Raw genomic sequence first — 13926 nt, 5'->3', positions numbered from 1 at the left:
CCAAATGAATGCGAAATCAACAAGCATCGTTGTTCAGGTCCACGAGAAGATCGAAAAACCAGAGGGTCATCATGTCATTCCACACCATCTCCATTGCCTCCCTTCTATTACTCTCCACGGCAGCGTCGGCGTTTGCGCAGAGCTGCACGCCAAAGGTTCCCGATTCCGAATTGGTCAAGCCTGGGACGCTGACAATGTCGGTTAATCCAACATTACCGCCGATGCAGTTCGTCGATTCCAACGGGGAGCTCAAAGGCATGCGGGTCGAACTTGGCAAGGAAATTGCGAAGCGGCTTTGCCTAACGCCTGAATATGTCCGTATCGAATTCTCGGCGATGATCCCCGGTCTTCAGGCTGGCCGATGGGATATGATCAACACTGGAATATTCTTCACGAAAGAGCGCGCGGCCATCATGCAAATGATCCCCTACGAGGATCAGGCCATCAGCGTTTCGGTGGCGACGAGCAATACGACGGTGAAGGACAAGGATGGGCTTGATGGTCTGCGTGTCGGCGTCGAGCTCGGCGGCTTCGAAGAAACGAAGACCCGTGCTCTTGACGCTGAACTCAAAGCCGCCGGCAAGACAGGGCTCGTCATTCAGACCTTCGATAATTTCGCGCTAGCCTTCCAGGCGCTGCGCGCCGGTCAAGTCGAGGGCGTTGTCTCAATCGATGGTGTCGCAAAGGAATATGATAGCCGTGGCGATTTTCGTCGTGCCGTCAGCGGTCTTTATCCAGCACCGGTTGCCGTTGCGTTCAAGAATGCGAAACTTGCAGACGCGGTATCCGGCGTCCTCAAAGACATGAAGACAGATGGTTCGTTGGGAAAACTTTTCGACAGCTACGGCCTGCCGATGATCGCAGGCGACTACTCAGTCAAGGGTCCAGGCCGCTGATCTGAGCGGTTCATCATTCTGATGGATGCCGGCTCGTCCGGCATCTCCTTAGCATTAAAGGTCCCTCCATGTCGTACTGGAACTGGTCTGGCTTCTTCGACTATCTCGTCAATCCCTTCATCCTCGGAGGTGTTGTCACCACGATCTGGCTGACCTGCGTCTCACTTGTGTTCGGCCTACTACTCGGCTTTGTCGTGGCCCTCATGCGCCGATCCAAGCTAAGGCTTATCAGGTGCATCGGGTGGTTCTATATCTGGCTGTTCCGTGGCACGCCGCTGCTCGTGCAATTGATCGTGCTCTATACCGCATTACCGCAGCTCGGGATCAAGTTCTCCGTTGTACAAGCCGCGTTGATCGGACTGGCTTTGAACGAAGCAGCATATCTGGCGGAGATCATCCGGTCCGGCATCGAGGCAGTTCCTGCAGGACAAGCGCGTGCGGCGAGAGCTTTAGGCATGACCGAGCGTCAAATCATGCGCCACATCGTCATGCCGCAGGCGTTCAAGGTCATCATCCCGCCCCTTGGTAACTCGGTCAATGGTCTGCTGAAAACGACATCCGTCACCTCCGTCATTTCAATGGAGGAGCTGCTACGGCGCACCCAGGTACTGATCCAGGAAAAGTTCATGGTGCTCGAACTCTTCGCGGTGGCTGCCATCTACTACCTTCTTCTTACGACCCTCTGGGACTTTGTGCAGCGGCATATCGAAAGGCGCTTCGGCCAGTCCACAGCTCCGCTACAGCTCAGCGAAAAGCGCTGATACTCATTAAAGGACTTATTGCATGCCAAAGCCGTTTCGTGGTGTCTTTACCGTGATGATCACTCCCATCGACGCAGATGGGAAAGTCAACCTGTCAGCTCTCGCTGCCTTTACGGATTGGCAGATCCGGGAGGGCGTGCATGGACTCATCCCTCTCGGTTCGACAGGAGAGTTCCTTTCACTCTCCGACCAGGATTGGGACGACGTTGCCCGCACTGTTATCCAGACTGCCGCTGGACGTGTACCAGTTCTGATCGGAACAGGTGCTGAAGATACCCGTGAAGCGGTTCGCTTGAGCTGCAAGGCCGAGGCACTGGGCGCGGATGGCGTGATGATAATCCCGCCATTTTACTCGACGCCGACGGACGACGAACTGGTAACTCATTACCGAACCATTGCCCGCTCGATTTCCGTTCCGATCATGGTCTACAACAACCCTGCGACGTCGAATGTGGATATGAAGCCTGAACTTCTCGCTCGCATCGCCGAGATTGAAGGCTGTGACTATGTCAAGGAATCGACCCTTGAAGTCACGCGTATCCGCGATATCGTTCGCCTGGCTGGTGACAAGATGACTCCTTTCGGCGGTATTCTCGGTTTTGAATCTTTCGTCATGGGTGCGCAGGGCTGGGTAGCCGTTGCATCCAATGTGGCGCCAGCAGCAATGTCACGTATCTTCACACTAGCAGCCGATGAGAAGAAGTACGATGAAGCGCGTGCGCTTTATCTGGAGTGGCTTCCCATCATCCAGGCGGTCGGTGGGCAGGCCTATGTCGCTGGTTCCAAGGCCCTGCTGAACCACATGGGATTTGCCGCAGGATCGCCGCTGCCACCGCGTCTGCCGTTGCCATCAGATCAGGATGCCGCGATGAAGACTTTGGTCGAGCGTTTCGGCTTAAGCTTTTCGCAGAACTGAGCCGGAGAAAACAGATGCCCGGTTCGATCATCCAGGATGCAGGCGTGACCGTCTATTTCGATGGCGTTGCGCATCGTGTCGATCCGGGCCTTTCGGTTGCCGCCGCGCTGACCGCGCTGGATCGAGCCGACTTCTCCACTGATGCAGCCGGGAAGAAGCGTGGTCTTTTTTGTGGCATGGGTGTGTGTCACGATTGCCTTGTAACTGTCGATAGCCGCACCAGCCAGCGCGCCTGTATGACGCCTGTCCGAGACGGCATGCGTGTCGCTCGTCAGCAGGCGCGTCCCGATATCACTTCTACTGACCTCGCCGACCTGAGGTCTGTCCCAACAGAACTTGCTGAGTTCGAAATGGACTTGCTGGTCATTGGAGCGGGGCCGGGTGGTCTCGCTGCCGCGGTGGCAGCGGCAGAAGCCGGGGCCTCTGTAACTGTGGTGGACGAGCGGCACACATCGGGCGGCCAATTCTTCAAGCAGCCTAACACGGATGCAGCACGCTTGGCGCTCAAGGCTGACCGGCAGGCCGCAGATGGGGCTGCGTTGATCGAAAGAGCACGTTCGCTTGGCGTGACCATTCTGTCAGGCGTGACCGTCTGGGGCGCGGCTCACGGAGAAGATGGAAAAGCGGTAATTTCCTGCCTGGGCCATGATGGTGTTTTCTATTGCCGACCTACGATGCTTGTCATCGGCACCGGGGCTTTTGAGCGACCGCCGGCCATCAAGGGTTGGACGCTGCCAGGCGTCATGACGGCAGGGGCTGCACAAACCCTGCTTCGCAGCTATGGCACGCTTCCTGGCCGGCGCATTCTGATTGCCGGGAACGGTCCTCTCAATTTTCAGGTCGCAAGCGAGATCCTCAAGGCTGGCGGTGACGTGATCTGTCTGGTGGAGCAGGCAGGCGCCCCATGGAGCAGACCAGGCGAAGCGTTCAGTGTTTTCCGCCATGACGCGGCGCTTGCGCTCAAAGGCATGAAAGAGATCGCAAGATTGGAGCGAGCAGGTGTCAAGCTCGCCTGGAACGCGCAACTATCGGAGATCAAAGGTGATGGCAGGGTAGAGGCGGTGACGGTTTCCGGTCTTGGGGGCGACTTAACCTTCGAAGTCGATACCGTTTTATTGGGTGGACATTTTACCTCGTCCAACGAGTTATCGCGGTTGCTCGGTTGTGCTCATCGTGTAACCGGGAACGGCACCCTCACAGCAGATTGTGCCGAGGATGGCGAAAGTTCGCTCCCTCACATCCATATCGTCGGCGAGGCTGTGCGTTTTGGTGGTGCACACCTGGCAATGGCTGAAGGTAGGCTTGCCGGTCTGGCTATTGCCGCGAAGCTCGGCTTGAAGCCTCAGCCAGACACCACAGCTAAGAAAAAACTTGCGCGCGCCAAAGCGTTTCAAGCAGCGCTTTGGCGATTGTTTGCGCCGGCGGCAACACCTTTGGAACCCGCAGATACCGTGCTCGCCTGCCGGTGCGAAAGTGTTGCAATCGGTACTCTGAAGAGCCTTGCCGTTAAGGGTCCGCTGGACATCGCAACAATGAAGCGCCTGACCCGTGCCGGGATGGGACGCTGCCAAAGCCGCTACTGTGGCCGGACCCTCACAGAATTGACACGCCGACCCATGAGCGAGACCGACGGCCTGCTTGCACCGCAGATGCCACTACGTCCGGTGCCTCTTGCAGCACTTGCGATTGAGAAGCCGGAGTGGGGAGGGCATAGACGAGCACTGTTGCCCGCACGTCCGCCATTGCACCATACCGAACCGCTGCCGATGAGAGAAGCGTCTACCGTTGTCATCGGCGCGGGGATTGCCGGACTTTCGAGCGCCTTGTTTCTGGCAGAAGCGGGCGAAGATGTTGTGGTGTTGGAACGTGGCTTTCCAGGCGGGCTGGCATCGGGCGGGAATGCTGGCAGCCTTCATGCGCAATTGTTGTCATTCGATCACGGAGCTCGCGCAGAAGCAGGTGGAGGGCCAGCCGCAAAAACGCTTCCGTTGCAGCGGGACTCCATTGAGCTATGGCAGATGCTGGAGGAAAAGCTCGGTCGCGATTTTGAGATGAAGATCACGGGCGGCCTGATGGTTGCCGAGACCGAAACGCACATGCGCTTCCTTGAGGAGAAGACTCGGGTTGAACGCGAAAATGGCATCGATTGTCATGTGATTGGCGCCGAAGACTTGCGAAAGCTTGAGCCCGCGCTTTCACCGTTGATGATTGGCGCCGCCTTTTGCCCAATGGAAGGGAAGATCAACCCGCTTGTCGCGACACGACACGTGCTTGATGGCGCTTTGGCCGCTGGTGCTCGCGTATTGGACCGTACTGAAGTGCTGTCGATCCGCCGCGAAGGGTCAGGATTTATCATCGAAACCTCGCGGGGACCGCTACGGGCAGGCCGCATCGTGAATGCTGCCGGTGCTTTTGCTTCGCGCGTCGGGGCAATGCTGGGGCTGGACATTCCCGTGTTCGGGGCGCCGCTGCAGATGGTGGTGACCGAGGCCGCTGCGCCAGCTATCTCGCATCTGGTTGCCCATGCCGATCGTCATTTGACGCTCAAGCAGGCTGCAAATGGAAATTTTCTGATCGGCGGCGGTTGGACGGCTGGTCTCGATCCGGTCCACAGCCATCCTCGCCCGATGTTCTCCAGTCTGGAGGGCAATCTTTGGGTGGCGCAGCACGTTGTCCCGGGTCTTAGAAAACTGCACGTCATCCGCAGTTGGGCTGCCATGAACATCAACATCGACGGCGCACCGATCCTCGGAGAGCATTCAGATGTGCCCGGTTTCTTTAATGCAGTCACATCCAATGGCTTTACGCTTGGGCCTCTCATCGGCCAACTCACGGCCAATCTCGTCCTTGGCCGAGACCCCGGGCGCGATTTGTCGGCCTTTTCTATCAACCGTTTTCAGGGAGTTCGATCATGATCGAAATCACCGGCGTCACGAAATACTATGGCAATTTTGCCGTGCTCAAGAATTGCTCAACGAGTGTTTCCAAGGGCGAAGTCGTCGTGGTCTGTGGGCCGTCCGGATCTGGCAAATCGACCCTGATCAAATGTGTCAATGCGCTGGAGCCCATTCAGGAAGGGTCTATCCGAGTGGATGGCATCGAAGTCAATGATCCCGGCACCGATCTTCCTGATCTTCGTTCTCGCGTTGGTATGGTGTTTCAAAATTTTGAACTCTTTGCGCACCTAACAATCGAAGCCAACATCATGCTTGCCCAGCGCATCGTTCTTCATCGCAGCGAAAGCATTGCCAAAAGACGTTCCATGGATCTTCTGGATCGCGTCGGGATGACGGGGCACGCCCACAAATATCCAGGCCAATTGTCCGGCGGACAGCAGCAACGCGTCGCGATAGCCCGGGCGCTTGCCATGAACCCGAAAGCCATGCTGTTCGACGAGCCGACATCAGCTCTCGATCCCGAGATGATTTCCGAAGTGTTGGATGTAATGACCGACCTTGCCAAAGAAGGCATGACGATGATGGTTGTTACCCATGAAATGGGTTTTGCACGCAAAGTCGCGACACGGATGATCTTCATCGACCAGGGCGAAATTGTCGAGGACCGGCCAACGGAAGATTTCTTCAGTAATCGTCACAATCCGCGCACAGAAGCCTTTCTCAGCAAGATCCTCCATCATTGAGAGTTTGATATGACCGAATTCGACCTAGTCGTTAAGGGGGGCACCATAGCGACCGCCTCCGACATTTTCAAAGCCGACATAGGCATTCTCGGCGGCAAAATCGTCCAGATCGGCGAGAAGCTCGACGGCGGTGCCCAGACAATCGACGCCAGCGGCAAATATGTTCTGCCGGGTGGCATTGATAGCCATGTCCATATCTCCCAGCCCTCGGGAGATGGCATCGTCATGGCCGACGATTTCGAGAGCGGTACCCGTTCTGCGCTTTTCGGCGGCAATACGACGATTATGCCGTTTTGCCTACAGGAGAAGGATAAGCCGATGCGCGAGGCGCTTAATGCTTATCACGAACTCGCTGAAGGCAACTGCTATACCGATGTCAGCTTTCACCTCATCGTTTCGGATCCAACGGACAGTCTCCTTGGGCAAGAGCTTCCGGCTTTGGCCGCTGACGGATATTCTTCCTTCAAAGTCTTCATGACCTATGAGGGGCTTCGGCTCAACGATGCAGAGATACTGAAGACGCTGGACGTGGCACGTTCGACAGGCGCGACTGTCATGGTCCATTGCGAAAACGAAGATGCTATCCGCTTTCTGATCACACGACATGAGGCGGAGGGTGACGTTGCTCCGCGAGCGCATGCCTCTACACGACCGGTGGCGGTTGAACGCGAAGCGACACACCGGGCGCTAACACTTGCCGAAATCGTTGATGTGCCCGTTGTCATTGTCCATGTCTCCAACGGCGAAGCGATGGAGGAAATCGCGCGAGCCCGATCTCGTGGTCTCAAGGTGGTTGGCGAAACATGCCCTCAATATTTGATGCTGACCGCCGATGATCTAGACGGCATGGATTGGGAAGGCGCGAAATTTGTCTGCTCTCCTCCACCCCGCGACAAGGCTGCTCAAGAAGAATGCTGGAGAGGCATTGAAACCGGTATTTTCGATCTGTTCTCGTCAGATCACTGCCCGTTCCGCTACGATGACGAGCGCGGCAAGCGTAGTCCGAAGGGACTTGAAAGCTTTCGTCACATCCCGAACGGTATTCCCGGTGTCGAAACGCGTCTTCCAATCCTTTTTTCGGAAGGGGTCATGAAGGGGCGCATCGATCTGCCGCGCTTTGTAGCGCTCTCCGCGACCAATCATGCCAAAACCTACGGGCTCTACCCGGAAAAAGGCACAATCTCGATCGGTGCGGATGCCGACATCGCCATTTGGGACCCGACCATCAAACGCACGATACGCCATGCCGATCTGCACGATGGTGCCGATTATTCGCCCTATGAAGGTCTTGAAATTACGGGCTGGCCGACGACCGTCATCCTCGGCGGTCGGTTGATGGTTCGTGACGGCGCGCTCGTCGGAAAAAAGGGCGATGGCACCTACCGCTCAGCCCGCACCCAAAGCACTAAAACTATCTAAGCAATTCGGAGACCTAAATTTATGAAACTGAAAATCACTGCTGGCCCGTTCGTGTTCGATGCCGTGCTGGAAACGGAAAAAGCTCCACAGACCTGCAAGGCGTTCATAGAACGTCTGCCTTTTGAAGGCCAGATCGTGCATGTTCGCTGGTCAGGGGAGGGCGTATGGGTACCACTTGGAGACTATAATTTCGGCGTCGGCTACGAGAACCACACCAGCCATCCCGCACCCGGTCATATCATTCTTTATCCGGGCGGCATCAGCGAGACAGAAATTTTGCTCGCTTATGGCGGTGTCGATTTTTCGTCCAAGATGGGACAACTCGCTGGCAACCATTTCATCACCATCACGTCTAACCTCGAAAATTTGCCTGTGCTTGGTAGCCAGACTCTTTGGGAAGGTGCGCAGCAAATTCGGTTCGAACGTACTTAGAGGTGTTTTGAGGCAGAGGCGAAGATGCGAGACCTTGTAGCCTTAGATATTACCGAGAATTCGTATTTTCTGAGAAATAGAAGAGTCTTCAAGGAAATATTATCAACTTGGCGGCACTGCCATGAGCACGGCTGTTTACCGATCTATTCCTAAATGTTCTCGGCACCGCTCGTTATCCTGTATTCCTAGTTTTTCGACATCGCGAAGGATATTAATGAGGACGGTGAGGGCTTCGAACTTTGACATTCGTATATTGGTATTTCGCCTGCCAGGCCGGTCTTTCGGTGTCGTCAGCCGTGAGGTGACAACGGTCTCCAGCTCCCACTTATAGACCGCCCATTCTCCCACCATATGCTCGGTAACGGGCTCCGTCAGGTGGGTGATGCAATTTCTCGCATGCGGTAGTGCCCCTTCGCACTCTTGAGCTTATAGTGGTGCATGCCTCCCCCTGACATTTGCAGGACCTCAACCCTCTTTCTTATCGTCCGACGCCATTGTGCGACCAAACACGGCAAGGTCCTTTGAGGAGAGGTCGATATTGAAATTCAATTTCGAAATGATTTTCGACATTAGGCCTTCGGCTGGGCGCACCTTGAGAGACTTGCGCAGAGTTTCTCCATTAGGCGTGAGCTCGTAGGTGAATTCGCCTTCCGCCATGTACCCCTGCGCTTTCAACTCCTCCAACATCTCGGGGACAGACTGGGCGTCCGGTACCAATGCCGACTTCGACACGTGATGCCCTTCCGTTTCGGCAAGGCCGGTCGCATTTGCGACCTGATCCGGAGACGCGTACCCATGGTCAACAATACCGAGTGCCAGCGTATCAGCCGGGGGGAAGAAGTACTGGTGTACGTTCAGTTCTTTGAGCCGCTCTACCGCAGCCTCGCTGCTCCCTGCTTCGCCAAACAAATCCCAGTCAGTTTCATTGAACTCATATGTGGGGATGGGGCATATTCCGTGGTGGATATCAGAGGCCAAATTGTCCAATGACAGGATATCCACTACCGCATTCTGGAATTTTAAGCCGGGGTCTGCCTCACCGGTGATAAGCTTTTCCCAGTTCAGCATGCTGCTCTGTTGAAGTAGCTGAAGCGCAAACGAAAGCGGAGGAACCGGAGTGTTTGTGATCGAATTGATCACGGAAACGATAGTTGCACCGTACTTCTCGTTGACAGCTTCATTGGGATGGTTCGTAAAGTCGTTCTTGAATTCAATGATTTTCTCGAAATCGATAAGCCCCGCTGCAGTTGTGAAAAGCTTTCGGGCAACGTGAGCAATGTCGATTGGTACCGGTCGAGCGACGAGGACGCGAGTACCAGGCATTGTGGACTGAATGTCAATCCTCATAAGAGCGGCAACGCGCGGATTGAACTCGGCGGAAACGACCAAGAGGCGTTTTGTCGCTTCGTCAATGCCGATAGCCTGCACTGTGTGGTCTATACCCGACGCGCCACGGATCGTCGTATGTTCGCGGAATTCGGTACCTAGCGCCTCGCAGATCGCCTTCCAGGAAAGGACGGATCCCGATGGCTTAATGTCTTTCCATACGTCTGCACTCAATGTCGTACCTCGCATGTTTCAGTAGATCCTTTATTACCAGATATACTTACAAGATCCGAGGGGCGCGTCATCGTTATCCCGCGAGTAGTGAAGCGCCGCGACCGCTAACAAGTGCCATAGGCAGGCAGAGAATCCGCCTCGATAGTAGTCCATCGGCGAGAACGTGGACCAATTGAGAACTTTCCGCGCGTAAGTCCATCCCAACCACTGGGTCGCAAATTCTGATCATTTCAAAGCGAAATCCTTTCCTTCGTTAAAAAGTGCTAGCTGCAACACACGGGCATTTTGAACTGCGTCCCCGGCCGACGATTGTCGTCTCTCCATATCTCCGCCCAGTGCAGATCGTTCGCGCCTCCGTAGGCTATGCTTCTGCGGCCAGCGATGGAGAGACTGGATTTAAATCAAGCACTCGCACAATCAAGCGTGAACTACCACCAGGAGCTTTTCCAACTTGCTTATCCTCCTCATGAGTATTTCAATACGTCCATCTAAACTCCAGCGCTTCACTAGTATCGGGATGCCACTTATCGGCAGCAACGGGCAGCGCAAATCAATCGAAGCGATCCTCGTTGGTTGAGCAAGCCTAGAGCTGCAAAAACTGGTTGCAATCGCTGATGGTTGCGCAGGAAAATGTAGGCATTGGTCGACGGGTGCCTCCGGTAGCAAAACTTTCACCGCAGCACTCGACATGCAACTCTAAATAAGCGATTGCTTTTGCAATTCTCGCGGATTCTCACATGCAGCGGCCCTACTTACAAAAAACCATCGTCGAGCTTCGGATCCTGTTCGAACAATTCAGAAATGACAAAGCAGAGCTAAAGCTGCTGGCTTTGGAGCTTTCAAAACGAAGTGTCCAGAAAGCGAAGGTCCTTGGTCAAGAGGTAGAAGACGTTCTTCGATCCTTGTCAGACGTAACCGAAATTAAAAAAGATTCGCATCGACCAATAGGCCACGTCGGACGAGCGTCGATAGCTACGCTACCAAGCCAACTGGAAGATAACCTTACCCAGGATGTGTCTCCTTTAGAGCTCGAAGGCCCACATCCCGTTACTCCTTCTCGACGAAAAGACGATCCGGCCTCCATATTGTCTGCTTGGACTGCGCTGGAGGCATTGTCACCGCAAAGCTATAAACGACCGGAGGATCTGGCGTCTGGGGAGCGAAGCAGAGTTGTGCCTTTAGCCGGCGCAGATCTTCCATGGAAGCGAGGTCTGAAAGCTAAACCAAAACATCGACTGTTTTTTCAGATAGTCCTTGGTTGCATCGCGCTCGATCGGGCGACAGATCTCCTCGTTGAGGCCTTTGGAGAGGATGAAGAGCGTTCAAGGCCGGATGGGCGCAAGGCAGCCATCGCCGCCATTCTCGTCGACAAGGATGGCTACTTGCTAGACGAGAATGCCGTTGCTATTTCAAGCTTCGCTTGGGCTCTGCGACCGGCGCTCGAACGCAATCTTGGTCATCTTGGAAATTGGCCAAAGGTTCAGGCCTTTGTCCTTGAGAAGCTTGACAGGATCGTCCGTCGCAGGGACGGGGATGGCAACCCGCTCCCAATAGACTCAGACTCTATCGACTCGGCTTATAATTGGCTGGTGCGGCAGTTCTCTATTCCCCATGAGCTACTGGAGGCACCCACCTTCACGCTCAAGGTGTTTCACCATTTCAAGTCGAGGACGCCACCTGAACCATCGCTCCTCAACTCTTTCTTTCTCGACGATATCGGGTTGGCGTCACAGCTTATTGCTTCCGGCCAGCAGGGTGACGGACTCAGCAGATATCTCGGGATTTCAAGGGTTGGCCATCCGATTGACGTACTGGTGCCGCCTTCAGCGGGGGAGCCGCACATTGCACCCTTAAAAACACCCCAGGCCCGTTGGCCCTCCAGTGGTCATCATCCGCTCGTCTTGCTGCAGCAGGCAGCAGTTAATGTCGCGAGAGACGAATTGGTCGCCAAGACCGGTATAATTGGCGTGAACGGTCCACCCGGAACCGGAAAGACCACCCTTTTGCGTGATGTTGTTGTCGGATGTGTTCTTGATCGAGCATCCGCTATGGTACGATTTGAAAAGCCGGTCGATGCGTTTTCAACAACGGGACAGAAGCTGGGCGTTGGTGGAAACGCCTTTTTCCACTTCTATCGCCTGGATCAAAGCCTACGTGGGCATGAGATCGTGATTGCATCCAGTAACAATAAAGCTGTCCAAAATGTTAGCGAGGAACTGCCGCTTCTTAAAAACAACGGACGGGCGGATGAGATTTCGTACCTGCGCTCCATCAGCGACCTTGTTGCTAATCCGAGGCGCTTTGGCGTGGAAGATGAGGGTGACAGTGATCGTTCGCAAAAGAGGACGTGGGGATTAATTGCTGCCGTCCTTGGCAATGGGGTTAATCGATCAACTTTTCAGCAGACCTTCTGGTGGCATGAAGACGGCGGGTACCGGATTTACCTGAAAGCAGCCAAGGGTGATGATGTCCTGCGAGAAATCAAGGACGAAAATGGCAAGCTCATACGTCGTGAAATCCCCTCTGTAGTCACAAACGAGTCTCCGCCGGTCAACGAGGTCGCCGCGCTGTCGAACTGGAAAAAGGCTCGAAATCGCTTTCTAACACTCCGCAAACAGATCGATTCAGAAATCGCGGCACTAGAAGCTGTTCGAAAATCCTGTGTCGAATTGCCACGCTTAAAAAAGGCGGTCGCTGCTGCGCAGATTAAGCTGGGACCCATGGTTATGGCCGTTGAGCAGGTGAGCGCACGGGAAAACGAGGCGTCAGCTGGGCTGTCTGAAGCACAATCTGTGTTTGAGCGGGCACGAAATGAAGTTCTTGCTCACGATCTCCAACGCCCAGGGTTCGTTGCTCGACTGTTTGGGATGTCGTCGTGGCGCGTATGGCAGGCGCGCAAAGGCGTCGTCAATAGTGAAAGCAACAAAGCGCGGTCGAGGCAAACAGACGCAACCGCATTGCACGAGGCTGCCAAAACGGAGTTGATACGGCTTAAATCGGAAGTCGACCGGGCTAAGGCAGATCTACAAGCTCTTCGTTTGGATGCTGCCACACATCAGGAAACGATTGAGATAGCCAGAGCGACGCTCGGCGCACGATTGGTCGATGATCGGTTTTTTACGCAAAATCATGAGGCAATTAATCTAACGGCGCCTTGGTTGCCGGACAGCCTTCATCGTAAGCGAGAGGATCTGTTTGCCGCAGCGCTCAACGTACAGAAAGCTTTTGTCGATGCCTCAGCGCAGAAAGTGCTTCACAACCTAAATATCTTGATGAGTGCGTTTACCGCCGGCGCTCTTCGCAATCCGAGCCACAAGGCCCTCCTCGGCGACCTCTGGTCTACGCTCTTTATGGTGGTGCCCGCAGTTTCAACGACGTTTGCGTCCGTCAACACTATGTTTGGTGACCTCGGTTCGGAGACAATTGGTTGGCTCCTAGTCGATGAAGCTGGTCAGGCTGTACCGCAGGCCGCGGTCGGCGCAATCATGAGGGCCAAGCGTTCGATTGTTGTTGGTGATCCACTCCAGATTCCGCCGGTGGTCTCCCTTCCCGAGAAACTTAATCTCGAGATCTGCAAATTCTTTGCCATTGATCAGTATCGTTGGTCCGCTCCTACGGCATCAGTTCAGACCTTAGCGGATCGTGGCTCGCCATTTCAGTCCACATTCAATGGGGAGACTGAGCCGCGACGGGTCGGGTTTCCGTTGCTTGTCCATCGGCGGTGCCAGGATCCAATGTTCAGCGTATCCAATGCGATCGCCTATGACGGGCAGATGGTCCACGCAGTGTCGGATCCAAACCCCGGTGAAGTTGGGCAGGATTTTGGACCATCCTGCTGGTTCGATATTGATGCCGACGCAGACACAAAGTGGTCACCAGGAGAGGGAGATGTTGTTGTTCGAATGATGCGGAGGATCGCGATGCTCGGCATTGTGTCTCCAGACGTGTTTATAATCTCGCCTTTTAAGATCGTTGAAACGGAGATGCGCCGTCGGCTTGAACGAGAGAGTCATATCTTCAAGGCGATCGGGGAGGATGCTGCTTCCTGGGTGCGGGATAGGGTCGGAACGATTCATACGTTTCAGGGCCGAGAAGCTGAGACCGTAATCCTGTTGCTTGGTGCACCCAAGCCTGCACAGCATAGGGCCCGTGTTTGGGCAGGTAACCCTCCCAACATCCTCAATGTTGCAATTTCGCGGGCAAAACAGAACCTCTACGTGGTGGGGTCGCAGAATGCATGGGCTGGGGCAGGGCAAAGTTTTCAGACGCTCATCCGCTCTATGCCGGTACGCAAAATATGAT

9 protein-coding genes are annotated in these 13926 nt (G+C 54.9%); 8 read left to right on the top strand and 1 reads right to left on the bottom strand.

Features of this window, described 5'->3' with window-relative positions; genetic code table 11:
- Window positions 1–71: 71 nt before the first annotated feature.
- From ACTJK5_RS12665 to ACTJK5_RS12635, 7 genes are all read left to right on the top strand, one after another.
- Window positions 72–896, top strand: a complete 825-nt coding sequence (locus ACTJK5_RS12665; protein ID WP_153310387.1) for an ABC transporter substrate-binding protein — start codon at window positions 72–74, stop codon at window positions 894–896.
- 68 nt (window positions 897–964) lie between these two features.
- Window positions 965–1657: an amino acid ABC transporter permease gene (locus ACTJK5_RS12660; RefSeq protein WP_113261166.1), complete on the top strand. Its 693-nt coding sequence runs from the start codon at window positions 965–967 to the stop codon at window positions 1655–1657.
- A gap of 22 nt (window positions 1658–1679) precedes the next feature.
- Window positions 1680–2573, top strand: coding sequence for a dihydrodipicolinate synthase family protein (locus ACTJK5_RS12655; RefSeq protein WP_296020667.1), 894 nt, complete (start codon window positions 1680–1682; stop codon window positions 2571–2573).
- A 14-nt stretch (window positions 2574–2587) separates the two neighbouring features.
- Window positions 2588–5488, top strand: a complete 2901-nt coding sequence (locus ACTJK5_RS12650; RefSeq protein WP_440612630.1) for an FAD-dependent oxidoreductase — start codon at window positions 2588–2590, stop codon at window positions 5486–5488.
- Window positions 5485–6213 carry an amino acid ABC transporter ATP-binding protein gene (locus ACTJK5_RS12645; RefSeq protein ID WP_112521660.1) on the top strand — a complete coding sequence of 243 codons (729 nt, stop codon included), beginning with the start codon at window positions 5485–5487 and terminating at the stop codon, window positions 6211–6213. The genes ACTJK5_RS12650 and ACTJK5_RS12645 overlap by 4 nt, the downstream gene beginning before the upstream one ends.
- 9 nt (window positions 6214–6222) lie before the next feature.
- A complete protein-coding gene (gene hydA, locus ACTJK5_RS12640) occupies window positions 6223–7632 on the top strand; it encodes a dihydropyrimidinase (RefSeq protein WP_440612629.1) in 1410 nt (469 codons plus the stop codon).
- Between the two features lie 21 nt (window positions 7633–7653).
- Window positions 7654–8064 carry a DUF3830 family protein gene (locus ACTJK5_RS12635; protein ID WP_440612628.1) on the top strand — a complete coding sequence of 137 codons (411 nt, stop codon included), beginning with the start codon at window positions 7654–7656 and terminating at the stop codon, window positions 8062–8064.
- A gap of 465 nt (window positions 8065–8529) precedes the next feature.
- Here the strand turns inward: ACTJK5_RS12635 and ACTJK5_RS12630 are convergent, their stop codons facing one another.
- A complete protein-coding gene (locus ACTJK5_RS12630) occupies window positions 8530–9639 on the bottom strand; it encodes a hypothetical protein (RefSeq protein WP_440612627.1) in 1110 nt (369 codons plus the stop codon).
- 722 nt (window positions 9640–10361) lie between these two features.
- On the opposite strand from ACTJK5_RS12630, the gene ACTJK5_RS12625 reads away from it, so the two are divergent.
- Complete coding sequence (locus tag ACTJK5_RS12625; RefSeq protein WP_440612626.1) at window positions 10362–13925, top strand: DEAD/DEAH box helicase; 3564 nt, start codon at window positions 10362–10364, stop codon at window positions 13923–13925.
- The last annotated feature ends 1 nt before the right edge of the window (window position 13926 follow it).

This window comes from Agrobacterium sp. 22094, from assembly GCF_052046015.1.
Taxonomy (GTDB): Bacteria; Pseudomonadota; Alphaproteobacteria; order Rhizobiales; family Rhizobiaceae; genus Agrobacterium; species Agrobacterium cavarae.
This window is presented reverse-complemented; position numbering and strand designations above follow the sequence as displayed.

Excerpts from the sequence above, each read along its gene's own strand:
- ACTJK5_RS12650 (WP_440612630.1), top strand. The coding sequence starts at position 2,588 with ATGCCCGGTTCGATCATCCAGGATGCAGGCGTGACCGTCTATTTCGAT.
- hydA (WP_440612629.1), top strand. The coding sequence starts at position 6,223 with ATGACCGAATTCGACCTAGTCGTTAAGGGGGGCACCATAGCGACCGCC.
- ACTJK5_RS12630 (WP_440612627.1), bottom strand. The coding sequence starts at position 9,639 with ATGCGAGGTACGACATTGAGTGCAGACGTATGGAAAGACATTAAGCCA.
- ACTJK5_RS12665 (WP_153310387.1), top strand. The coding sequence starts at position 72 with ATGTCATTCCACACCATCTCCATTGCCTCCCTTCTATTACTCTCCACG.
- ACTJK5_RS12660 (WP_113261166.1), top strand. The coding sequence starts at position 965 with ATGTCGTACTGGAACTGGTCTGGCTTCTTCGACTATCTCGTCAATCCC.
- ACTJK5_RS12645 (WP_112521660.1), top strand. The coding sequence starts at position 5,485 with ATGATCGAAATCACCGGCGTCACGAAATACTATGGCAATTTTGCCGTG.
- ACTJK5_RS12625 (WP_440612626.1), top strand. The coding sequence starts at position 10,362 with ATGCAGCGGCCCTACTTACAAAAAACCATCGTCGAGCTTCGGATCCTG.
- ACTJK5_RS12655 (WP_296020667.1), top strand. The coding sequence starts at position 1,680 with ATGCCAAAGCCGTTTCGTGGTGTCTTTACCGTGATGATCACTCCCATC.
- ACTJK5_RS12635 (WP_440612628.1), top strand. The coding sequence starts at position 7,654 with ATGAAACTGAAAATCACTGCTGGCCCGTTCGTGTTCGATGCCGTGCTG.